This is a genomic window from Massilia agrisoli (genome assembly GCF_020831365.1).
In the GTDB taxonomy this organism is placed as follows: Bacteria; Pseudomonadota; Gammaproteobacteria; order Burkholderiales; family Burkholderiaceae_D; genus Telluria_A; species Telluria_A agrisoli.
Map to the genome: position 1 here is coordinate 400282 of NZ_JAJHPV010000013.1, position 21675 is coordinate 421956.

Annotated in this window: 32 protein-coding genes; 23 read left to right on the top strand and 9 right to left on the bottom strand. The window is 61.6% G+C overall.

The window, feature by feature from the left end:
• Positions 1-208 precede the first annotated feature (208 nt).
• The 9 genes from LMJ30_RS10735 to LMJ30_RS10775 all read right to left on the bottom strand — a co-directional run bounded on the left by LMJ30_RS10735 (position 209) and on the right by LMJ30_RS10775 (position 4351).
• Positions 209-919, bottom strand: coding sequence for a primase-helicase family protein (locus tag LMJ30_RS10735; protein WP_229432342.1), 711 nt, complete (start codon positions 917-919; stop codon positions 209-211).
• Positions 920-949: 30 nt separating this feature from the next.
• The gene (locus tag LMJ30_RS10740; protein ID WP_229432343.1) at positions 950-1150 is read right to left on the bottom strand and encodes a DUF551 domain-containing protein; all 201 of its coding nucleotides are present in this window, start codon (positions 1148-1150) and stop codon (positions 950-952) included.
• Positions 1151-1159: 9 nt separating this feature from the next.
• Positions 1160-1549 carry a nucleoside triphosphate pyrophosphohydrolase family protein gene (locus LMJ30_RS10745; RefSeq protein WP_229432344.1) on the bottom strand — a complete coding sequence of 130 codons (390 nt, stop codon included), beginning with the start codon at positions 1547-1549 and terminating at the stop codon, positions 1160-1162.
• 9 nt (positions 1550-1558) lie between these two features.
• The gene (locus LMJ30_RS10750; RefSeq protein ID WP_229432345.1) at positions 1559-1747 is read right to left on the bottom strand and encodes a hypothetical protein; all 189 of its coding nucleotides are present in this window, start codon (positions 1745-1747) and stop codon (positions 1559-1561) included.
• 3 nt (positions 1748-1750) lie between these two features.
• Positions 1751-1951, bottom strand: a complete 201-nt coding sequence (locus LMJ30_RS10755; RefSeq protein WP_229432346.1) for a hypothetical protein — start codon at positions 1949-1951, stop codon at positions 1751-1753.
• A 3-nt stretch (positions 1952-1954) separates the two neighbouring features.
• Complete coding sequence (locus LMJ30_RS10760; protein WP_229432347.1) at positions 1955-2101, bottom strand: hypothetical protein; 147 nt, start codon at positions 2099-2101, stop codon at positions 1955-1957.
• A gap of 7 nt (positions 2102-2108) precedes the next feature.
• Positions 2109-2378: an AAA family ATPase gene (locus tag LMJ30_RS10765; RefSeq protein WP_229432348.1), complete on the bottom strand. Its 270-nt coding sequence runs from the start codon at positions 2376-2378 to the stop codon at positions 2109-2111.
• Positions 2379-2507: 129 nt separating this feature from the next.
• Entirely contained in the window at positions 2508-3251 is a 744-nt protein-coding gene (locus tag LMJ30_RS10770; protein WP_229432349.1) for a hypothetical protein, read from the bottom strand.
• A gap of 359 nt (positions 3252-3610) precedes the next feature.
• Positions 3611-4351 carry an XRE family transcriptional regulator gene (locus tag LMJ30_RS10775; RefSeq protein WP_229432350.1) on the bottom strand — a complete coding sequence of 247 codons (741 nt, stop codon included), beginning with the start codon at positions 4349-4351 and terminating at the stop codon, positions 3611-3613.
• 71 nt (positions 4352-4422) lie between these two features.
• Here LMJ30_RS10775 and LMJ30_RS10780 point away from each other — a divergent pair, with 71 nt between their 5' ends.
• The 23 genes from LMJ30_RS10780 (at position 4423) to LMJ30_RS10890 (ending at position 21672) form a co-directional block, all read left to right on the top strand.
• Positions 4423-4722 (top strand): helix-turn-helix domain-containing protein, encoded by a 300-nt coding sequence (locus LMJ30_RS10780; protein WP_229432351.1) that lies wholly within the window; start codon positions 4423-4425, stop codon positions 4720-4722.
• A 181-nt stretch (positions 4723-4903) separates the two neighbouring features.
• Positions 4904-5353, top strand: coding sequence for a YmfL family putative regulatory protein (locus LMJ30_RS10785; RefSeq protein WP_229432352.1), 450 nt, complete (start codon positions 4904-4906; stop codon positions 5351-5353).
• 21 nt (positions 5354-5374) lie between these two features.
• Positions 5375-5545 carry a hypothetical protein gene (locus LMJ30_RS10790; protein WP_229432353.1) on the top strand — a complete coding sequence of 57 codons (171 nt, stop codon included), beginning with the start codon at positions 5375-5377 and terminating at the stop codon, positions 5543-5545.
• Positions 5542-8130, top strand: coding sequence for a PriCT-2 domain-containing protein (locus tag LMJ30_RS10795; RefSeq protein ID WP_229432354.1), 2589 nt, complete (start codon positions 5542-5544; stop codon positions 8128-8130). The genes LMJ30_RS10790 and LMJ30_RS10795 overlap by 4 nt, the downstream gene beginning before the upstream one ends.
• A 256-nt stretch (positions 8131-8386) precedes the next feature.
• A complete protein-coding gene (locus LMJ30_RS10800; protein WP_229432355.1) occupies positions 8387-9142 on the top strand; it encodes a hypothetical protein in 756 nt (251 codons plus the stop codon).
• Positions 9143-9198: 56 nt separating this feature from the next.
• On the top strand, positions 9199-9444 hold the full coding sequence (locus LMJ30_RS10805; protein WP_229432356.1) for a hypothetical protein: 246 nt from the start codon (positions 9199-9201) through the stop codon (positions 9442-9444).
• Positions 9445-9570: 126 nt separating this feature from the next.
• Entirely contained in the window at positions 9571-10128 is a 558-nt protein-coding gene (locus LMJ30_RS10810; protein ID WP_229432357.1) for a hypothetical protein, read from the top strand.
• Positions 10125-12122 carry a phage terminase large subunit family protein gene (locus tag LMJ30_RS10815; protein WP_229432358.1) on the top strand — a complete coding sequence of 666 codons (1998 nt, stop codon included), beginning with the start codon at positions 10125-10127 and terminating at the stop codon, positions 12120-12122. The genes LMJ30_RS10810 and LMJ30_RS10815 overlap by 4 nt, the downstream gene beginning before the upstream one ends.
• On the top strand, positions 12119-12433 hold the full coding sequence (locus LMJ30_RS10820; RefSeq protein ID WP_229432359.1) for a Mor transcription activator family protein: 315 nt from the start codon (positions 12119-12121) through the stop codon (positions 12431-12433). The genes LMJ30_RS10815 and LMJ30_RS10820 overlap by 4 nt, the downstream gene beginning before the upstream one ends.
• Before the next feature lie 27 nt (positions 12434-12460).
• Positions 12461-12673, top strand: coding sequence for a phage head-tail joining protein (locus LMJ30_RS10825; RefSeq protein WP_229432360.1), 213 nt, complete (start codon positions 12461-12463; stop codon positions 12671-12673).
• The gene (locus LMJ30_RS10830) at positions 12673-14142 is read left to right on the top strand and encodes a phage portal protein (RefSeq protein WP_229432361.1); all 1470 of its coding nucleotides are present in this window, start codon (positions 12673-12675) and stop codon (positions 14140-14142) included. Before LMJ30_RS10825 ends, LMJ30_RS10830 begins: the two co-directional genes overlap by 1 nt.
• 51 nt (positions 14143-14193) lie before the next feature.
• On the top strand, positions 14194-14574 hold the full coding sequence (locus LMJ30_RS10835; RefSeq protein WP_229432362.1) for a hypothetical protein: 381 nt from the start codon (positions 14194-14196) through the stop codon (positions 14572-14574).
• Between the two features lie 3 nt (positions 14575-14577).
• Positions 14578-15528 carry a hypothetical protein gene (locus LMJ30_RS10840; RefSeq protein ID WP_229432363.1) on the top strand — a complete coding sequence of 317 codons (951 nt, stop codon included), beginning with the start codon at positions 14578-14580 and terminating at the stop codon, positions 15526-15528.
• 2 nt (positions 15529-15530) lie between these two features.
• Positions 15531-15911 (top strand): hypothetical protein, encoded by a 381-nt coding sequence (locus LMJ30_RS10845; RefSeq protein ID WP_229432364.1) that lies wholly within the window; start codon positions 15531-15533, stop codon positions 15909-15911.
• 1 nt (position 15912) lies between these two features.
• Positions 15913-16581: a hypothetical protein gene (locus LMJ30_RS10850; RefSeq protein WP_229432365.1), complete on the top strand. Its 669-nt coding sequence runs from the start codon at positions 15913-15915 to the stop codon at positions 16579-16581.
• Positions 16582-16596: 15 nt separating this feature from the next.
• Positions 16597-16908 (top strand): phage fiber-tail adaptor protein, encoded by a 312-nt coding sequence (locus LMJ30_RS10855; RefSeq protein ID WP_229432366.1) that lies wholly within the window; start codon positions 16597-16599, stop codon positions 16906-16908.
• 72 nt (positions 16909-16980) lie between these two features.
• Positions 16981-19038 (top strand): prohead protease/major capsid protein fusion protein, encoded by a 2058-nt coding sequence (locus LMJ30_RS10860; RefSeq protein WP_229432367.1) that lies wholly within the window; start codon positions 16981-16983, stop codon positions 19036-19038.
• A 55-nt stretch (positions 19039-19093) separates the two neighbouring features.
• The gene (locus LMJ30_RS10865; RefSeq protein ID WP_229432368.1) at positions 19094-19426 is read left to right on the top strand and encodes a DUF2190 family protein; all 333 of its coding nucleotides are present in this window, start codon (positions 19094-19096) and stop codon (positions 19424-19426) included.
• Positions 19427-19438: 12 nt separating this feature from the next.
• Positions 19439-19735, top strand: a complete 297-nt coding sequence (locus tag LMJ30_RS10870; RefSeq protein WP_229432369.1) for a head-tail joining protein — start codon at positions 19439-19441, stop codon at positions 19733-19735.
• A complete protein-coding gene (locus tag LMJ30_RS10875) occupies positions 19732-20163 on the top strand; it encodes a hypothetical protein (RefSeq protein ID WP_229432370.1) in 432 nt (143 codons plus the stop codon). Before LMJ30_RS10870 ends, LMJ30_RS10875 begins: the two co-directional genes overlap by 4 nt.
• Positions 20164-20166: 3 nt before the next feature.
• Entirely contained in the window at positions 20167-20322 is a 156-nt protein-coding gene (locus LMJ30_RS10880) for a hypothetical protein (RefSeq protein WP_229432371.1), read from the top strand.
• 3 nt (positions 20323-20325) lie between these two features.
• The gene (locus LMJ30_RS10885) at positions 20326-21294 is read left to right on the top strand and encodes a phage tail tube protein (protein ID WP_229432372.1); all 969 of its coding nucleotides are present in this window, start codon (positions 20326-20328) and stop codon (positions 21292-21294) included.
• 42 nt (positions 21295-21336) lie between these two features.
• The gene (locus LMJ30_RS10890; RefSeq protein ID WP_229432373.1) at positions 21337-21672 is read left to right on the top strand and encodes a hypothetical protein; all 336 of its coding nucleotides are present in this window, start codon (positions 21337-21339) and stop codon (positions 21670-21672) included.
• The last annotated feature ends 3 nt before the right edge of the window (positions 21673-21675 follow it).

Consider the following 21675-nt stretch of genomic DNA (forward strand, 5'->3'; position numbering starts at 1 on the left):
CGGATCGAGTTTTCCGGCGGGAGCGACTGAGTGCTCATCGCGGGTCCGCGGGTTGCTATTTGAAGTGCGGCAGCATCTGCAGCGCACCGATTTTTAATGTGCTTCAAGAGCGCGGCGCGGTACTGGCCGACGGTCTGGAACGTCGCAGCGTAAGCGTCACTTTCGACGATCTCACGCAGCGATTCCCTTTCATATCGTTCAAGCTCCACTAAGCGGCCTCCGCCCTGGCAACAGAGGTCAGTGGTGGGCGCGTGTGCTCGTTGAAGCCAGTCATGTTGATGCGGCGGAGCAGGTGCTCGCGGAACGCCGTGACCCCGCCGTTCTTGATCTCCTCCACAACGGCCATGTAGAAAATGGGCGCGAGTGGTGGCGGCGCTTCGACCACGCACAACCGAGGGTCGCTCTCGATGACGGGAAGGAACTCGTACGAACTCGACAGGAAAACAAAATTCTTCCGATTACCACGCCATGGCGCCATGCCAATGACGGTGCCTGCGCTCGGCGAGATTAGCTGCTTGAGGCGGGACGAATTGGCCTTGTTGAACACGCCGTCAACCACGATCAGCTGCTTGCCCTCGGCGCGGCGGTAGAACTGGCTCTGCTGCAGCGAGGCCGCCGACATAATTCGCGCTGAGTCGGGCACGAGCTGCGCGACCACCTGCTGGAAGAACAGCTTCTTGCCGGTTCCCGGATCTCCGTTGATGACCAGGCCCATGTCCATCTTCGCGCCCGGGTTTCGCAACGGGTAGGCGATCCAGCGCAGCACCCACTGGTACAGCTTCTCGTCGAAGTCGCAGAGGTGCATCAGCAAAACGTGAATGTTGTTGCAGTCGGCCGCGGTGTACTGCGGCGCGCGGTCGGTCAGTCGGCCGAAGGCGTTGCTGAGGCGCTGGCCGAAGCTCTTCAGGGTCCTGATCATATGGGGCTCCTATTCGGTGATGAGTTGTTTTTAGACTTCTTCTATCGAGCCTGGCGCTGGCGGCAAATGCATCCAATGCGTGACGCGATCCCAGGCGATCACATCAGCGCCGACATCGCGCCAGATCTCGCCGTCGAGATAGCCGAGCCAGACGTCGCCGTCCGACATGGCGATCAACACTGCGAGGTCGGCATCAGGCAGTGCCTCATTGACGTTCGTCCAGGTGTTCATAGGCCGCGGCTAATACTTCTTGCCGCCCTCAGCCAGGCGGGCTTCGGGCTTGTGGTCGGGGCGGTTCAGGTTGAACGCCAGCTTTTCGGAGATCGTCGTGCCCAGGTCATAGCCCTTGCTGCCGGCGAGGTCGAAGATGCGGATGACTGCGTCCGCCAGCTCGACTTCCAGCATGTCGCGGTGGGGCAGGGCGTCGTCCTTGAGGCTTTTGCGGTGGCCTTCCATGCCTTCCGCAACCTCGGAGACGATGAGCATCAGCAGCTCGCCGGTGTTGCGCTGGATGCGCTCGCCCGACTGCGGGTTGGACCACCAGCCCGATGCGACGGCGACGCCGTGGCATTGCTGGTTCAGGATCTGGCCAGCGGTCTGGAGCGCTGGGCTGTTCAACATAAAGTTCATCGGGATTCCCTAATCGTTATCGTTGGCTTGCAGCTTCTTTACATCCACCCTGGCGCGGCGCTGCATGTGCCGGCGGGCGACGACCTCCAGAATGATCTTGAGGGTCGGGTCCTTTAGCATCTCGTCCAGTGGGGTCGTCACATAAAGCCTGCTGTGGGCGACTTCGAGCGCGGCGCGGTCTGGCGAGATGCGATGCATTTGTCACTCCGGCCTGGTGTAGGGTGCAGTGCATGTCACCGACCACGGAAGCTCGGCCAGTTCTGCCTCCCCCAGATGCTCCAGCGAGCCTGTCAGTCGGGCGAGAAAGGCGACGCTGCGGCCTTGGATGTCGGCTGGGTAGTCCTCCGTCGCCTTCGTGGCACAACGTTTCATGGCGGCGCGAATGTCGATTGCGGTGGCCATCGTCTATGCCCGCGTGGTCACGGTGATGCCGCACGGCGCGTCGCCGAACAGATCGGCGGCATCCAGGAGGGCGTCGCAGCTGGTGGCGGCCAGGGCGCTGTACGTCGTCCAGCTGGTGGCGGTCCGAATGGTGATCTGGAAGGATTTCATGCTCGCCTCACATCGATTTGCTGAGGGAGCGAATCGCGACGACGCGGCGCGGCGACAGCTTGATGCCCGCGTCGGATGCCGCGTCGACGAAGGAAATGCTGTCGGCGTGTGGGAAGTTGGTCAGGGCCAGCGTGTCATCGCCAACGCGGCCTCCGGGTGCCCAGTCATCGACGATGCGGGACTTACCAAAGTGTGCGGCGAGCGCTACGGCGTGTGTGGTCTTCCCGCAGCCGCTTGGCCCATAAACAATAATGCCTGGAGTTGATCGATCTTGCACCTTGACCTCCCATCGAAAGTAATTTGATGGGGATCAGTATTACATAAGTATTTTGGCCGCACAATACGTTTGTAATTATTTTCGATAAAAAAATGCCTCGGCTACAAAGCTGAGGCAGGCGTGAGACAGTTACTCTTGAGTTCTGAGGACCGATCCATCTGCGAACGCGATTGAGCTGATCACGAACTTTCCCTTCATGTTCTCGAAGTCGCGCTCAGCAATCTTCTCAATGTCCCCTCGACTGTAGCGGTTAACTTTCCAACCAATTCCGGTGTCCGTCTTGACTGTCTGACCAGGTTCCATGTTTGTATCGAACTCGACACCCAGCTGGCCGACCGCGTCGCCTGTCGCGTCGGTAAAAATGACGTCCCCTTTGATCTGCTTAATTTTCTTCTCTGAACGGTTCTCAAGCGCATACTTCACCATCAGCAATTCGCTATAACGGCCAACGTCATAATTTTTGGGTAGGACCGTTTTTCCCGTGACCGCGATCGTCACCATTGTCGCAAGCTGCTGCGAGATTTTTGCGGCTTCAGCAGCCACTTTGGCCTGAAGTGCTGCGGCTTCGGCTTCACGTTTTGCCTCCCGGGCTTGTTCGACCTTCATTTTCTCCCGCCACGCCCCTGCCTCTTTCAAAACTTCGCCAACTGTTTTACCTGTGCTGGGCAACGTTTCCTTCGTGAAGGCGCTACGCATCGACTGCGCGGCTAAATAGCCGACGAGCAGCATTCGCTCATCTTCGGTCAACTTTCGGAACTGATCACCTTGCTCGGCCATTTGTTTCAGGGGCTCGGGCCCCAGCACGATGTCCTTCGGCGAGTTGCAACCTGCCAGAAGGGCGGCGATGAGTGCAGCGCTAATGATGGTTTTCATATATTGGCGGTTCCGATAAAAAAGCTAAGTCTACGCCATAATTCCTACCGGAAATCTACCCAATTATTTCAAAATGGCATTGGTTGAACCGTTGGCGCAGGTAGGTTTTCCCAGTGGTGTGCTTCGGCATGTATGGGAGAAGTCAACAGACGCGCAGTCGCAAATTTGGCATAGACCCTGATCTGATCGGGTTGGGACACATCGTGTGCGACGAGCATGATCGGAAGCGTGGGAAAGTGAGTCTGCAGATCAATGAGGATTCCGTCGCCAACACCAGCACAGGCTTCATGGGGCTGCACCTGGACGACGGCTAGCGGAACGCCCTCAACCTTAATTAAGAGTGACTTCAATCGAGTCTGTCAAATTTGGTCGGTTTCACGACGCACCACGCGGCCTACGATAATGCACTCGCTGCCTCTGCACATGCGACGGGGGTACCGCGGGGAGGCGTTATCGGAATGCAGATACCAGTTACCGCCATCGCGGACTAATCGTTTGATGACCGCCTCACCCTCATAGTTGACGGCATACACCTGTCCATTAACCGGCTTGGTGTCGGCGGTGTTGATTACAACCACATCCCCCGTGTATAACGAGGGCTCCATGCTCTCGCCTTTCACATCGATTGCCAGGAGCTTCTCTGGGATGAAGCCGTTCTTGTCCACCCAGCGTCGTGGAAGGTTCCATGACCCGCCGTCACGCCGGTCGGGCTCGGTTTGAAAACCAGTGATCCCTGCCGAAAGTCTTAACTCGACTTTCTGAATCTGTACACTCGCTGGATTTTCCGGGTCAGCAGTACTCACCGCCATTGCGCCTGGCAGCAGCGTGGTCAGCCCAGCGATTTCACCGGCTGCGCCGCTCTCAATATCACGCCCGAATGGATCTCCCTTACCGGTGCTCAACCAGACCGCATCCACTCCGAGGGCAACGGCGATCGCGGCGATGCTGCGCGATGTTAGGGTGCGGCCCGACTCCAAGTGCGCAATAGCGCCTTGAGTGACGCCCGCGCGCGCTGCTAAGTCGGCTTGCGTGAATTCGCCTTCCTCTCGCTCGGACTTTCGCGCTCTTGCCCAGATAAGACGTTCTCGGAGTGTATTCATATCACGATTGTAATAATAATTTCAATTACAAAGGTATTGAGCTTTAACAATACGTATGTAATACTGTGTTTATGGACACCCAAAAAATCACCAGTGAGATTCTAAAGACGGGGCTGACTGAGCAGGAGCTTGCCGATCTAGTTCCCTGCAGCCAGTCAACGATCAATGCATTTCGAAATGGGAAGCGGGGGCAACGTCCCTCGCTGGCGATTGGCGTGCGCCTGCTAGACCTGCACCGGGAGCGTTGTTCATTGGGGGAGGTTTCGACGGTTGATCCAGGTCCACACCAACAGCAGCGCCGCCGCCAGACCGATCAGGATGCCGCAGCGAAAAGCGGCGGCGACAAACGCAGGAGTGAAACCGTTTCGTAAGACACGGTTTCGATCCCACCGGTTGATATTGCGTCCACAGTTGCGAGCCATGAGGTCTCCTAAATTTTTTTTGCCCAGATTATTGCACTTAGGAAATTGATTTCCGGCATGCAGCGAAGAAGTGCCGCAATCGTAACGAAGTCAGCTCATCCGTAACACCCTAGAACTCGAAGGAAACACTGTGGAATTCTTATCCGCTTATCAAGAAATGATCAAAGTCCATGGGTGGAACGGGACGGCGGCCACGCTCGGAATGAACAAGTCCGCGCTGGAGGCACGTGTGTACGAAGTCAAGGGTCAGGGCATGCGCGTGGACACCGCGATGCTGATCCAGTCCTACTCGGGGACAAGCCACTTTGCGCAGGCGGTCGCGCACGCGACTGGTGGGGTCTACGTGGACCTGCCCGGTGTTGGCGAACACGATGGCGATGAGCTTGGTGCCAAGTTTCACGAGCTTTACGTGAAGCTGGGCGACCTTTCCAAAACCTATTCCTTCGCCACGAAGGACGGCGAAATCGATAACCGCGAGCGTGCGGACCTCGAACACATCGCACAAGAAATGCACAAGACCATGAAGGAACTGATGGCCTTGATGTTCCAGATTTACTGCCGTCCGGGCGCAAGTGCGTAGGACGCTCGAAAGACCTACCGTATGAATAATAAAAATTCCACCCCAAACAGCGGCGACCTGTCACACGAGGAACGCGTACGGCGATGCGCCGAGCTCGGCATCGTGGTGCGGAAGTCCCCGATCAGCCAGGCGCGTCAGGCCGCCAATACCCAGCGCGCGCAGTACGGCGCCGGCGCGGTGAGCGGCGAATGACGCCTGCGAGCCTCGATACGGCGCGTACCGCGCTGTCCTTCCTTTCCCCGGACGACCGCGATGAGTGGATCCGCATGGGCATGGCGCTCAAGGCCGAGTTTGGCGAAGACGCACGCGACCTGTGGCTGGAATGGGGAGCAAATTCCGATCGCTTCGATGCAAAGGCAGCCGCGGCATCGTGGCGCTCGTTCAAGCAGGGCGGAAAGATTGGCATCGGCAGCCTGTTCGCCGCGGCGAAGGATCGTGGCTTCCAGTTCGACAAGCCGACGGAACCGGTCTCTGCCGAGCAGCTGGCGGCTGACGCTGCGGCGCGTGCTGAAAGGGCCACCAAGGCTGAGGCTGATCGCCAGGCTCGCGCACTCGCTGCGTGCAAGCGTGCCGTGTCGCAGTGGCGAATGGCTGCTCCGCGAGGGGAGTCGCCATACCTGGCGCGCAAGCAGGTCGCAGCCGAGGCATGCCGTTACGAGGCCGATGGCGCGATCATCATCCCGATGGTGCGTTACGACCTTCAGCCTCCCGCATTGGTGGGCAAGCAGCTGATCAAGGCCGATGGCGAAAAGCGCTTCAGCGGCGGTATGGACCGCAGCGGCGCGGCGTGCCGGCTGGGCGACGAGCCCCTCGATGGCGACGACATTGGCATCGGTGAGGGCTACGCGACTTGCCTCACGCTGCGCATGGCGACCGAGCACCGGCTGACCGTGTTTGTAGCGTTCGATGCGGGCGGGTTAGCCGGCGCCGCGCGCGTGCTGCGCCAGCTGTACCCATCGAGCCGCTTGGTGTTCTTCGCTGACGACGACTATCTTACTGGCGGCAAGGGCTTGGCCAAGGCGAACGCCGCAGCTGGGGAAGTCGGAAACGCCTCTGTGGTGCTGCCGATATTTACTGCAGCGCGCCGCGAGACGAAGAAGGACGACACGCTCCCGGCGCTGACCGATTTCAATGACCTGCACGTGGCCGAGTCGCTGGACATAGTGCGCGCCCAGGTGCAGGCCGGATTGGCGCAGGCCCCCGCGATCGCGGGAACGTCGCTCGACAGCGGCGAGATTCCGGCGCACTTTGATGAGGCTGCGCCTCCGACACCTCCTGCTGAGGGTGACCCGGCGGGTGTGGGAATCCCCACGCTCGAAAAGCTGCTCGACCACTTCTGCCTGATCTATCCGACGACGGACGTGTGGGACACCTTGCGCAAGCAGCGGCTGAAGAAATCCGGATTCACCGCATGGGTTGGCAAAGAGCTGGCGGCCAGCTGGGAGAAGGACCCGAAGCGGCGCACGATCGCGCGCGAATCCCTCCCCACCCTGATAGGCGGCCGCGCCGTCGATGGCGGGGGCGGGGGCGGCAAGCTGGGCGAGATGCTCGACAACCTCACGCTACTTCGCGGGACCGAGACGGTGTGGGATGCGATTGGCCAGCAGGTGATGTCACTGGGCGCGGTGCGAGCCGACTACACCGCCGAGCTGACGTCGAAATGGCAGGAACACTCGCTGCGCAAGACCATCGAAGCACGCAACCTGGTGTTCGATCCGACCCAGCAGGCCGACCCGGTCAGCCACGTGAACATCTTCCTCGGCTGGCCGCTCACGCCGAAATCGAACGCTGACCTGCTTGGTCCGATCCTCGCACTCCTTGAGTCGCTGTGCGGCGCTGAGGACAACGTCGACGACTGCGTCGTGTGGATTCTGCGCTGGCTGGCGTATCCGCTCCAGCACCCAGGCGCCAAGATGCAAACCGCGCTGCTGATGTTTGGCGAAAAGCAGGGGACCGGCAAGAGCCTGTTCTTCCAGGATGTGATCCTCCCGATCTTCGGCGAGTACGGCACCGTGGCCAGTCAGCACCAGCTGGACTCGAGCTTCACTGCCTGGCGCTCGCGCAAGCTGTTCGTGCTGTTCGAGGAGGTGCTGTCGCGCGACGACAAGTACAGCCACAACGGCACGCTCAAGTACATGATCACCGGCAAATCGATGAGCATCAACCAGAAGAACCTGCCGGAGCGCGACGAGCGGAACCACATGAACTCGGTGTTCCTGTCGAACGAGCCGCAGCCGATCCCGATCGAGCTGGAGGACCGGCGCTTCATGGTCATCGAGGCGCGAAAGAAACAGGCGCAGGAATTCTATGACGCGGTGTCTGCATCCATCGACAAGGGCGGCATCGAAGCGTTCTATCACTTCCTGCTCACGTTCCCGCTGGATGGGTTCAACGAACATACGAAGCCGCCGATGACGCTGGCGAAGGAACGCGTGATCGAGTTCGGTCTGAACGGCTGGATGTCCTTCCACCGCGCATGGAAGGACGGCTACCTGGCGGCCCCGTACTGCTCGTGCCTATCCGAAGACCTCTACATCATGTACCGCCGCTGGTGCGACAAGAGCGGGGAGAAGCCGCTGACGCTGTGCAAGTTCGCCGGCCTGATCGCCAGTCGGGAGCACAAGGTCAAGCGCAACGTGGCGGTCGGGAAGAAGGGCAAGACGACCAGGATGATCTTCGAGATCAAGAACCCGGATGAGAAGGACTCGGTCGAGCAGCAAATCGAACGTTTCCGTGACTTGGGCGACATCCGTGCGGACGGTGCATTGCAGGGTTGAGCAGGGTTGAAAACAAACCCTGCAACGCTGAAACCCGCATGAACAGAGGGATTTAGCAGGGTAGGTAGGGTTTGCCGGGTTTTGCGCACATATGCGCGAATTTTTGAGGCTGCTTGAACGCTTATTTTTTCTATCACCACATTAGAAACAACCCTGCATCCCTACATACCCTGCCAAGAGTGAGTGTTCATGCGGGTTACAGCGTTGCAGGGTTTGAAAAGAACCCGGAAAAGCCTGCTCAAGGGACGGAGACAAGATGAAGTTGAATGTGAAGACGAATTTTCCGGACGTGGCGCGCCGCATCGAGGAGCTGGGGCGGCAAGGTACCTTCGCCGCGGCCGTGGCGCTGACTCGCTCGATGAAGGATGCCCAGGGCGCGATCAAGGACGAGATGCGTTCCGTGTTCGACAGGCCGACTGCGTTCGCTCTCAACGGCACGTTCACCAAGGGCGCGACCAAGAGCAACCTCGAGGCGCGCGTCTGGGTGAAGGACGATGCGTTCGGCAAGGGCACGCCAGCGGACCGCTTCCTCGGTCCACAGATCCACGGCGGCTCGCGCGCCCAGAAGGGTGCAGAGCGCATGCTCCAACGTGCTGGCCTGCTGCCTGCTGGCTGGTACGCGGTTCCGGCCGTGGGCGCGCAGCTGGATGGTTACGGCAACGTGAAGCGCAGCCAGGTGGTGCAGATTCTGTCCCAGCTCAAGCTCCAGCGCGGCGCCGGCTTCGAGTCCCGCGCCACTGGCAGCGCCAGGTCAGCGCGCACGATCGCGCGACAGGGCGTCACCTACTTCGCGCTGCCGAAGGCGACACGTGGGCTGCAACCCGGCATCTACCTGAAGCGCAGGTTCGCGCACGGCTCGGCCATCCGGCCGGTGTTCATCTTCGTCGACGCCGTCCGGTACCAGCCGCGCCTCAAGTTCTTCGACGTCGGTCAGACCGCCGCGGAGCACAGCTTCTTCGGCCACTTCCACACAGAGGTAGAGAAGGCGATCGCAACGGCACGATTGAAGTGACGAGTTCAAGAATTATCCGCGTCGGCCGGCTGCCGTCATATTTTGGAGAAGATGCAATGATCGATTTGGGACGCACGTACAAGGACAAGATCACCGGGTTCGAAGGAGTCGCGACTGGCTTCGTCCGTTACATCAGCGGCTGCAACCAGGCGCTGCTCTCACCGCGTGTCGGTGGCGACGGCGCTCTGCGTGAGGCGCAGTGGTTCGATCAGCAGCGACTCGACCCAGTATCGCAATACCCAGTTGTTGCCTTGGACAATGGCGCGTCCCCAGGATGCGATCGCGCGGGGCCGAAGCGCTAACCAACCCCACCCCCGGGTGTTAGGTTCTTCCCGGGGTGTAGCTGGCAAGGGTAATTCAGGCCCCGTCAGTGCACTAGCGGGTGCCAAAAGTATTTCCTGACAAATAACCTTACAAGCAACAAAAACATGCCGAACCTGACAACTATCGCCGACTGGGCCAAGACGCTGGGCATCTCCCGCCAGTCCGGGTACGACGCCATCACCCGCTGCGGGATCCCGGTGGACGATGGCAAGGTCGACCCGGAGTACGCGACGCACCTGTACCAGAAGCACACCAGGCCGCGTGCCAACGGCCAGCGCAAGGACGGCATTGCCCATGGCGCGCCGTCCGCTTCTCCGGCGGGTGCGGGAGGTGCGGAGCCGCTGACCAAGGTGCCTAGCTATGACGCGAGCCGCGCCCGGCGCGAGGCGGCGGAGGCCCAGCTGGCCGAGATGAAACAGGCGGAGATGGCCGGCAAGTTCCTGCTGAAGGATGACGTCGAGTCGCAGCTGTTCGAGATTGCGCGCGCGCTGCGCGATGGGTTGACGAACTGTGCGCGCCGTATCGCCGCTGACGTCGCGGCCTTATCGACGGCCGAGGAGTGCGAGGTGGCGATCGACCGCGAGCACCGGGCCCTGCTCGACAGTATGTCGCATTCGTTGGGCGCTAAGCTGGGCCTGGCCGTCGACGAGGTATCTGCATGATCGGACTGGCGCCAGCTGCCGAAGTCATCCGCCCGGCATTCGCGCGCGGCCTGGAGCCGGACCCGAACCTCACCGTGGACGAGTGGGCCGAGCGTTACATGGTGATCCCGAAGAGCGCCGGCACGAGCGAGTACGGCAAGTACCGCGGTGCGCGCACGCCGCACGCGCGCCAGGTCATGCGGGCGCTGTCGAATGCCCACCCGTGCAAACGCGTGGCGGTCATGGGCGCGTCGCAGATGCTGAAGACCCAGGTGGGCCTGAACTGGTTCGGGTCGACCGTGCACCAGTCGCCGTCCAACTTCCTGTGGATCCTGCCGACAGGGAAGCTGGCCAAGCGTGCATCGGCGCGCGTGGCCAAGACCATTGAGGCGGTACCGGAGTTGGCCGAGCGCGTTGCCGCGCCGCGGTCGCGCGATTCGATCAACACGCTCGACACCAAGGAATACATCGGCGGCGCGCTGACGGTGGTGACCGCCGGCGCCGCTGCCAACCTGTCGGAACTGTCGGCTAGGTACGTACTGTTCGATGAGGTCGACCGTTCGGAAGGCAACGTGCAGGGGGAGGGCGACCCGGTCGCGCTGGCCGAGGCGCGCCAGACCACCTTCGAACGCAACCGCAAGAGCTACTTCCCCAGCTCCCCGAAAACCAAGGGCTCGTCGATCATTGAGGCGTTGTACCTGCAAGGCACGCAGCATGAAGCGCTGGCCGACTGCGTGCACTGCGGCCATGCTCAGCCGCTCGTGTTCGAACGGCTGCAGCTGGACGACTCCGGCCAGGCGGTCTACCCGTGCTGCGAGTGCGGCGCCTGCATGTACGAAACGGACAAGACGCGCATGTTCGCGCGCGGCGCCTGGTCGGAGGGCGTAGTCGGCGACGGCGAGACGGAAAGCTTCACGATCAACGGAATGTTCCTGCCATACGGCTGGTTCTCCTGGCTGGGCCTGCTGCGCGAGTATGAGGCGGCGAAGGCCAAGCTGGACGAGGGCAGTGACGAACTGATGATCACGTTCTACAACACGCGCCTGGCGCGCTCGTGGGAGCGCAAGAAAGAGCAGACCAAGGCCAGCGAACTGCAGGCGCGCGCTGAGCCGTACAAGCTCGGCACGGTGCCGAAGGGCGCGCTGATCCTCACCGCGACCGTGGATACGCAGCCTGATCGCTTGGAGCTGAAGGTAACCGGCTGGGGCGAAGGGCTCGAGGCGTGGATCGTCGACTACCAGATCATCTTCTCGCCGCCAACCGAGCAGGCAACCTGGGGCCGGCTCGACGAGATGCTGCTCGCGCGCTACCTGCACGCCGGCGGCCGGATGCTGCCGATCTCAGCCACCTTGATCGACTCGGGCGGCGCCAATACGCACGATGTCTATAACTTCACACGGACGCGCCAACACCGGCACGTGTATGCGATCAAGGGCGCATCGACCCTGAACAAGCCTATCCTCAGCGCCAAGCCATCGTTGGTCGACGTCAACTGGATGGGCAAGAGCGTGCCCCATGGAGCCAAGTTGTGGTTGATCGGTACTGACACCGCCAAGGATTACCTCGCCGCGCGCTACCACCTCGCCAATGGTCCGGGCGCCATCCATTTCCCTGCCGACCTGCCCACCGAGTATTACGAGCAGCTAACCGCTGAATTCTGCGTGACCGTGTTCAAGCGCGGGCGCAAGGTGCGGGTCTGGGAAAAGAAGAAGAACGATCGCAATGAGGCGGGCGACCTGATGGTCTACAGCGTAGCGGCGGCGCACTACCTTGGCCTGCACAAGAAAACGCCCGCGCAGTGGAAGTCGGTGCGCGACTTCGTCGACCCGCAGACGCGTGACCTGTTCGCGGAGCCACCGGCGCCAGGTACCGCTGATGCCGCCGCCGCGCCCGTCGCTACGCTGGCAAACCCCGTAGTTCCTCCAGTAGAACAGCAACCAACCGACACATGGCAAACACCGAAGCCCGCGCACACCACGAACACGCCACGCCGCCCATCAGGGAGGCAGTGGTGACCCCATCGCTATTCACCCCCGACCTGGTTGACGCGATCTTCGAGTACATCGTCTCCGAGTTCCCGGAAATGCGGGAACGGATGTCCGAGATGAAGGAGTGCACGCGCAAGGAATTCAGCGGGATTGAGACCTATATTCCGCGCCGCTCGATAGCTGAGCGTGAGCGAATCGCTGGGGAAGTGCTGGTCCTCTTCAACGGACGCAACGCCACCGAAATCGCCCGGCGCCTCAATATCAGCCGCGCAACCGTGTACAGGATCATCAAGCAGGACGGGGAGAAAAAAATACCGTCTCAGTTTTCCGAGAATTGAGACAGTCTTGTCGCTACCCTTGGCGGCATGGCCCTCACTCACAAAGACCTCGACGCGCTAGACGCCGCAATCGCCTCCGGCACCTTGTCGGTGGAGTTTGACGGCCGGCGCATGACCTACCAATCGACTGGCGCACTGATCGAAGCGCGCAACCACGTCTCGCGGGTGGTCAACTCATCTGCGACAAACCGCGGTCCGGCCACATTCCGGTTCAACTTCACCACGTCCAGGGGCGACTGATGCCGAACATTCTTGATCGGGTCGTCGGCTGGGTCAGCCCGCGCGCGGGCATCGCTCGCTATTTCGACCGGCAGCGGCTGGCCCGCGCATATGAGGCCGCCAGCCCGCGTGACCCATGGCGCCCGCGCCGCGCCGGCGCCAGCGCGAATGCCGATCACCAGGAAGACGCGCGCACGCTGCGCATCAAAGCGCGCGCCCTGGTGCAAAACGTACCATACATCCGTGCCGGCCTGGAAGGCTTGGCCGCCGCTACGGTCGGCACCGGCATCATGCCGCGCGCCACCGGTCGGGAAAAGGAAACGATCAACACGCTGTTCACGGCCTGGAGCAAGGTTTGCGACGCGGACGGCCGCCTCGACTACTTCGGCATGACAAAAGCGGCCAGTGTCGCGATCGATCAGGACGGCGAGGTGATGGTACGTCTGCGCTGGCGCCGTCCCACCGACGACCTGCCCGTGCCGCTGCAGCTGCAATTGCTGGAAATCGACTGGCTTGACGATACCCGGGACGGCACCTACAACGGCAATCAAATCGTCCAGGGCATCGAATACAACCTGCTCGGCGCGGTCGCTGCTTACTGGCTGTGGGACCAGCACCCCGGCGACGTGTCCTCCAAGCGCGGGCGCAAGGCGCAGAGCAAGCGAGTCCCGGCGAAGGAGATCATCCACCTGTTCAATGCGGAGCGCCCAGGGCAGGGCAGGGGCTTCACGCGCTTTGCACCGGTCATCACGAGGGTGCGCGACCTCCAGCTGTACGAGGACGCCGAATTATCGCGCAAGAACCTGGAGACGCGCCTGAGCGTGCTGGCCAGCGGCGACATGAGCGCCATGGAAAATCCGGCTTCCCACGGCGATGGCGGCGGTGCGCAGGCAACCGGCGCGCGTGACCTGGGCGAGCTGGGTGGCGGCACTATCTTCGGCATGCCGGCCGGGATGAACTTCACCGTGGTCGAGCCGAAGGCCGCGCCCGGGTACGTAGATTACGTAAAGTACAACCTTCATCTCATAGCAGCCGGCATCGGGGTGCCGTACGAGATGCTGACCGGTGACATGAGTGGCGTGAACTTTTCCAGCGCGCGCGTGCGCCTGCTGGACTTCCGCCGCGCTGTTCAGCAGACGCAGTGGCTGGTGCTGATCCCGAAGCTGCTGGTGCCGATCCATGCAGCCTTCATCGAAGCCGCCTTCCTTGCAGGGAAGATCACGAGCCGTGATACATCAGTCGACTTCAGCCCGCCGAAGTGGGACTACGTCAATCCCGAACAGGATGTGAAGGCCGACCAGGCGGAGATCGGAGCTGGCCTGTCCACACTCAGCGAAAAGTTGCGCCAGCGCGGCTACAACCCCGATGACGTTATGGCGGAGTGGAAGTCCGACTTCGATAAGTTGAAACAATTAGGCATCCTCGAAACAATGCTGTTCATGCAGAAGGGGAACCTCCCCACGCCGCCCGCGGACGGGAAGTCCGAATAGCGTCCGACCGAACTTATGGGCTGAGCGCCCCGAATTTACAAGGAAAATATCATGGCAAAACACGTTCACGCCGACGTTTTAGACGGTGGGCTTAACGCGATCAAAAATGGCGCAATCAAGATGCTGTTGATTTCGGCCTACGCAGCTGGGGACAGCTATGCCACCGTGACCGGAAACAAGCTGGCCGAAGCCACGATGGCGTCGGGCGACTTCACGCTGGCATCAGCTGGCAGCAATCGCACCCTGACCACTGCGGCCAAATCGGCGGACGCGACCGCGTCGGCAGCTGGGTCGCCTGATCTTCACATCGCGTTCACCGACGGCGCGGCCAAGGTCCTGTGGGTTACCGACGAAACCAGTAATCAGGCGATCACCAGTGGCAACCCGGTGGACTTCCCGCCCCTGGTCTATACATCGAACCAGCCGACCTAAGCCATGTTGAAGCATGCGAAGACATCCACTGCAGGTCCAAGTTCTGATCCTGCCAAGGTGGGCGGCGACGACTGGAATGCCAACCATGTAGTAGACTCGGGCGGCCTTGAATTCGCCGCTGGCACTGCTGGGCTGGCCATACCTGCTGCTGGCAAAATCTTGCTGCATGGGCGGACGTTGGCGAACCACGGCATGCCATCGTATCGCGCGGCTGATGGCATGGGCGCAATTCTCCAAGCCTCTTTAGCGCGCAACAAGGTAATGTTGTGGTCCCCATCTGGCAACAACACTGGTATCGCCCTGGTCGGCACCACACATGCCCCATCGACCACCACCGCTACCCAGCGCAACGTGGCAGGAGGGAGTCTGCTCACTTCCTTGCGTCGTATTGGCTCGGTCAGCGCAGCAGCAGCAGGCAGCTCGTGCGGATCGCTTCAGGTTCCGCTGCAGTGGTGCCGGGGCTACCTGCTCGATACAGTAGGTGTTGGGGGTTTTCTCGCGGTGTATCGCTTCGGCTGTTCCGATCAAGCGACAGTTGCAGGTGCGCGCTCGTTCGTCGGCATGACCGGTGTCACGACGAAGATCGCCAATGTGGACCCATCGAGCCTGATCAACATCATCGGTGTAGGTACGGACTCAGGCGACGCCAACCTGCAAATCATGCACAACGATGCATCGGGCGTTGCTACGAAAGTCGACCTTGGGCCCAACTTCCCCGACCACACGCTGAGTGCCGATGTCTATGAACTGGCGTTGTTTTCTGCCCCGGCCTCTGCTGAAGTGGGCTGGCAAGTGACCCGGTTGAATACCGGGCATATGGCATCAGGTACGATCAGCACCAACCTGCCGACCGATACCAAGCTGCTAGCACCTCAGTTTTGGCGCAACAATGGCCCGACAGCGCTGGCGGTAGAGCAGGACATTGTTGGTCTGTACATCGAAACGGACAATTAACCATGTACACCATTTCCGAACCGAGCGGCACCTTGCGTAGAGATGGTGTCGAAGTCCCCCAGGATGATCGCACCGCCGAGTATGCTTCCTATGTTGAATGGCTGAGGGAGGGTAACGGGCCTGAGACCATCTCGGATGAGGCTCCACCGATGCAGCGCATCGACGTGTCGGCGTGGCAGATACGAAAAGCGTTGAATGCCAGCGGGTTGCGGCAGCAGGTCGAAGATGCGGTGGCGTCCAGCGACAGCCAGGAGTTGAAGGATGGCTGGCATCACTCGCCGCGCTTCTATTCTGATAACGAACTTGCGCTGCAGCTCGGCGCCGGCTTGGGCAAGACGCCTGAAGAAATGCGCGAGCTGTTCCGACTAGCAGAGTCCCTGTAGCGTGGCCGTCGCTTTCGACAGCGGCGCGTTTGACGGCAGCGCGTTCGATTCGGCCGCGGCCGTGCCGAATCGCCACGCGCTAATTGGCGCCCAGGCCGCGCAGCAGAACGAAACCAATCTGGGTGCAACGCACCAGCGCCACCAAATGGGCGGCAGTACTGCCTCACAAGGCAACGCGTCGAGCGTCGCGGCTGTTGGCCAGCGTCATCGGATGACGGGCGCAGGGTCGAGCCAGGCCGGCGCCAGCACCGCGGTAGCGGTGTCACAGCACCATCGCGCGACCGGCCCCGCCACTTCACAGGCCAACACGTCGAGCATCGCGACGCTGGGAGCTGTTCGGCACATGCTCGCAGGCAGCACCGGCAGCCAGGCGAATGCCACCACCACCGCAGCGACTAAGCAGCATCACCGCCTGGCAGGCGAAGGCGCGGCCCAGGTAGGCGCCAACGGCGCTGCAGCGGTATTGCAGCGACACCGCGTCGCAGCTGGCGCGATGGCACAGCAGAACTTTAGCGGCTATAGCAGCACTTCCGCGCCCATCCTTATCGACCTCCCGGACTCGCGGATTTACCGCGGCCCCGCAGAGCGCCGGATCCTGCGCGCCAACCCCGAACGCCGGACCCTGCGCGCCAACCCCGAACGCCGCGTTCACCGCGATCGCAAACAATAATTCTGGAGCACGGACATGAACCTCGAAACCTTCTTCGTCAAGGACGGCAAAACGACGATCCTCAAGACCCCGGCGGCACGGCTGCTTTACGGCTGGGATTTGGCGGCCTGGTTAAACGAGGCCGGCACGTCGCTGCAAGAAGTTGGCGGTACCGGCGTTGGCATTCAGCCCGACGGCGACGCCTTCATCCAGGGCACGGTAGTGTGCGTATGGATCACAGGCCTCGACGAGTCAGACGGTGCGGCGAACTCGTACACTTTCCGTTTCGTCTGTGCTGACGGGAGTGTTGACTACCGTACCATCCACTTCATCAAGCGTCCGGCATGACGATTTAACGGGCTCTTGAAAATCGTCTCAATTTTCCGAGAATTGAGACAGTCATTTCCACACAATGTGGGCATGACGACAAAAACCACTCCGCCGAAAGCAGGCGCATCCGAAGCAGGTACCCGCGAAATGCCGGCGATGAACCGCGCCGCGGAGCTGGTGCCGACCACCTATAACGAAGCAGCCAACACGATCGACGTGGTATGGACCACGGGCGCAAGCGTTCGCCGTTACGACTACTGGAACGACACCTACTACGACGAGGCGCTGGAAGTAACGCCTGCGGCAGTGGACATGTCGCGGTTCGACGCCGGCACTGTGCAGGTCCTCGATGGGCACCGCGTGCATGGTGGCGTTGCTGCCATCCTCGGCATCGCAGTTAGCGCAACGATTGCGGACGGCGAAGGCCGCGCCACGCTCAAGTTGTCGACCCGCCCGGAAATGGCTGGCATCGTCGCGGATATCAAAGCGGGAATCATCCGCGCCATCAGCTTCGGCTATTCGGTCAAGAAGTACCAGATTACCCCCGCGCACCAGCGCGACGACGGCGGCACGATTCCGCTGTACACCGCAGTAGCCTGGCAGCCAAACGAAATCAGCTTCGTCACCGTTGGTGCGGACGCCGATGCCGGCACGCGCCAGCAACCCTCGAACGGCGCGCCGTGCGAGTTCACCACCCGGGCGCCCGCCCAGTCCATTTCAAATTCACAGGGAAACACTATGCCAACCGCTGAACATCAACCGGGCGCAGCCGCACCGAACGCCGCGCCAATCGAAGCAACCCGCACCGCGGCACCTACTGCCCCGGCACCCGCCGCCGCAGCCGACGCTGCTGCCGCTGCCACTGAAGCCGCTGCCCGCGCCGCCGACATCACGGAAATCTGCACCCGACACGGTGTGGGCCAGCTCGCCGCCGGCCTTATCCGCGGCGGCAACTCCGTCGACCACGCCCGCGCCGCCGTCCTGGAAGAACTGGCGCGCGGTACCTCTGCCGCCGGTGGCCACCAGAACGTGCGCATCGAGGTTGCTAGCGATGAGCACCAGATCCGCATTGCCGGCATCGAAGAAGCGATGATGCATCGCATCCACGCCGCATCGGCGCTGACCGACAACGGCCGCCAATATCGGGGCATGAGCTTGCTGGAGATTGGCCGCGAGTTCCTCGAATCGCGTGGCGTACAGACCCGCGGTATGGACCGCATGCGCCTGGCGACCGAAATGCTGCACTACCGCTCCGGCATGCACAGCACGAGCGACTTCGCTTCGCTGTTCGCGAACGTTGCGAACAAGCGTATGCGTGCAGCATACGAAGAAAACGTTGGCACCTATACCCAATGGGCCCGCCGCGCGCCGAATGCACCTGACTTCAAGAACATCAGCGTGGTCCAGCTGTCCGGTGCGCCCGACCTGCTCAAGACCAACGAGCACGGCGAGTTCACGTACGGCACCATGAAGGACGCAGGCGCCAGCTATGCGCTGGTGACCTATGGCCGCATGATTGCACTGACCCGCCAGGCGATTATCAATGATGACCTCCGTGCCTTCGAGCGCATGGTCACCGCGTTCGGCGCGAGCTCGAGCCGCCTGGAGAACCGCCTGGTCTACAGCCAGCTAACCGCCAACCCGGTAATGGGCGACACGGTTGCGCTGTTCCACGCAACCCACGGCAACCTCGGCACCGGCGCTGGTTCCGCGCTGCAGATGAGCGCTCTGAAATCCGGCCGCACCGCCATGCGCCTGCAGAAAGGTCTGCAAGGCGAAGAGCTGAACCTGGCGCCGAACTTCCTGCTGGTACCGGCCTCGCTGGAGCAGGACGCATACCAGCTGACCAGTTCGAACTACGTCCCAGCCAAGCAGAGCGACGTGAACGAATTCCGCGCTGGCGGCCGCACGGCTGTAGAGCCGATCGTCGAACCGATCCTGGACGCCATCAGCGACAAGGAATGGTACCTGGCCAGCAACAACAGCCAGATCGACACCGTCGAGTATTGCTACCTGGACGGCGCTGAAGGCCCGGTCATCGACAGCCAGAACGGCTTCGAAACGGATGGTGTCACCTGGAAGTGCCGCCTCGATTTCGCCGCCAAGGCTGTCGACCACCGCGGCCTGTACAAGGGCGCAGGCGTATAACCCGCCAGCTGCCATAGCCAGAACGCAAACCTTAACGAACTGACAGGACAGGAACATGAAAAACAAAGTGCAAAAGGGCGGCGTACTCAGCGTCGTCGCACCGTACGCGGTGACCAGCGGCCAAGGTGTGCTGGTCGGCGCGTTGTTCGGCGTCGCCACGGGCGATGCCGCAAGCGGTGCAGTGGTCGAGATCGATCGCACTGGCGTATTCGATATCACCGCGCTTACGGCAGATGTGGGCGCGCAGGGCGCCAAGATCTACTGGGACAACACCAACCGCCGCCTCACCGTGACGGTTGGCACCAACGCCCTGGTCGGCTGCCTGACCGCGGCGAAAGGCGGCAGCGACACCACCGCGCGCGTGCTGCTCGACGGCGTCGTCCGCTAACCGAAGCTCGACATGTCCTTCGCCGCCTTCCAAGCCCTCGCGAACGCCAGCGTGCTCCAGCACCTGGCCAACGCACGGGTATTAATCGGCGGCGAGGATGTGCCTGGCATCTTTCGCAATCCAGCCCAGGGCGTCGCCCTTGGTATCGGGGCAGCGGATTCCCGGCCCACGGTGACGGTTTCCTCGGCTGCCGTTACGAACGACCCGATCGATACCCGAATCGACATTGACGGCACGCCGTATATGGTTGCCGCGGCCGAGCCTGATGGCACCGGCCTGACCGTTTTGATTGTCGATCGCACGCAATGAGTACAGCATTTTCAAAGATCGTTGCGGCCGTGGTTCAAGCGCTCAATGCCGACCCGGCAGTGTGCGACGCGATCTATCGGGCGCGGGTCCGCGACGTTCCCGACCAGAAGGACGAGGCGGTCAACGTCTTCTTCGCGAGCGCGCTGCCCGACAGCGGTGCGATTCACGGCGCGCCGATCGACTGGTCAACGCGCGTATACGTCGAGTGCTACTCGCGCAGCATGTCGGATGAAGGTGATCTCGCGGTCGACCCAGTGTTCAAACGGGTCTACGAGCGGCTCGCACAGGACTCGACCTTGAATGGGCTTGTTGACGACATTGCGATTGCAGGTGTCGAGGCGGAAAACACAGCCGAAGCCAAGCGAACCGGGTGGGTTCGCCTCAGCTACAACGTACAGCACCGAACCAGCAACCTGACATTGGACTGATGCATGAATAAAGATCAAATTGCCCCGGACGGCGCGGTGCCGACGGAAATCCCGCCTCTGCCTGGCGGCGGCTCGTGGAAGTGGACTGACGCCGGATGGGTGTCGAACGAGCCACCAGCTGAAGCACAGGCGGAAACCCAGCTCATTACCGAGGAATAAGTCATGCCACGCTACATCAAAAATACCATCATTACGTCCAAGCCGGAAACCACTGCGGGTGTGGACGCGGCGCCGACCGGTGCCGCCAACGCTGTCCTGGTCAGCGAGATGAGCATCACGCCGCTCGACGCGCAAAACATTGGCCGCAACCTGATCCGCGGCTACTTCGGCGGCAGCGAACAGCTGGTCGGCCCGGCCAGCGTCAAGGTGGGCTTCTCTGTCGAACTGGCAGGCTCGGGCACCGCCGGTACCGCACCGGCCTGGGGAGCGCTGCTGCTCGGTTGCGCCGCTGGCGAGGGCGTGCTGGCCACGCCGGCGCGGGTCGAATACAGCCCGGTTTCGGCTGCCCTGAAGACCCTTACCCAGTATTACTACGACGACGGCGTGCTCCACAAGCTGCTCGGTGTTATGGGTAACTGCACGCTCTCCGCACGCGTTGGCGACCGCCCGTTGCTCAAGTTCGAGTTCGTCGGCCTCGACGGCGGCGTGAGCGAAGCAACGACCTCGGCGACCTACACGCCTTGGAAGAAGCCGGTTGCGATGACCAAGGCCAACGTGATCGATATCACGCTCGGCGGCACTTACGCCGCAGGCGCCATCACGGGCGGCACCGTCTACTCCAGCACTGGTCTTGAGCTGAACTTCGGCAACGTGGTGAATTTCACCCCGATGCTCAGCAGCGAAACCGTCGACATCACCGATCGCGAATCGACCGGCTCGATCGAGCTGGAGCTGACCGCGACGCAGGAAGTTGCGCTGATGTCCATCGTGAAGGCCAACACCACCCAGAGCCTGGCGTTCACGATTGGCACAGCCGCCGGCAACAAGATCATCATCTTCGCCCCGGCCGCCCAGCTGCTGTCGCCGAAGAAGGCGGAGCTGAACGGGAAGCGCCTGATCGGCTTCGACGTTCGGTTCGTGCCGTCCGCAGCCGGCACCGGCAACGACGAATGGAAGATCGTCACCCAGTAAGGGTGGCGGTGTTTTTCACCTCTCATATCGAAAGAAAAAAGCATGGCACTCAAACTCGTTAAACGCAACAAGCTCCCCGTCGACGTGCGCGGCAAGCTCACCGGCGAATCCGGCGAAGACGTCGACTTCAGCTTCAAGCTCAAGTGCAAGCGGCTGACGCAAGCCCAGATCGACAAGGAATTGAAGGACAAGAACGGCTCCGTGAAGGACTTCCTGTTCAACGTGACCGAAGGCTGGGAAGGCATGCTCGACGAAGAGGGCAAAGAGATGGAATACAGCGTCTCGAACTTCGACGAAATGCTCAATGAGCATGCCGGCCTGCATAGCGTTTGCTACCAGGCATACCTGAAGGCGGTCGGCGCAGCACCAAAAAACTGATCG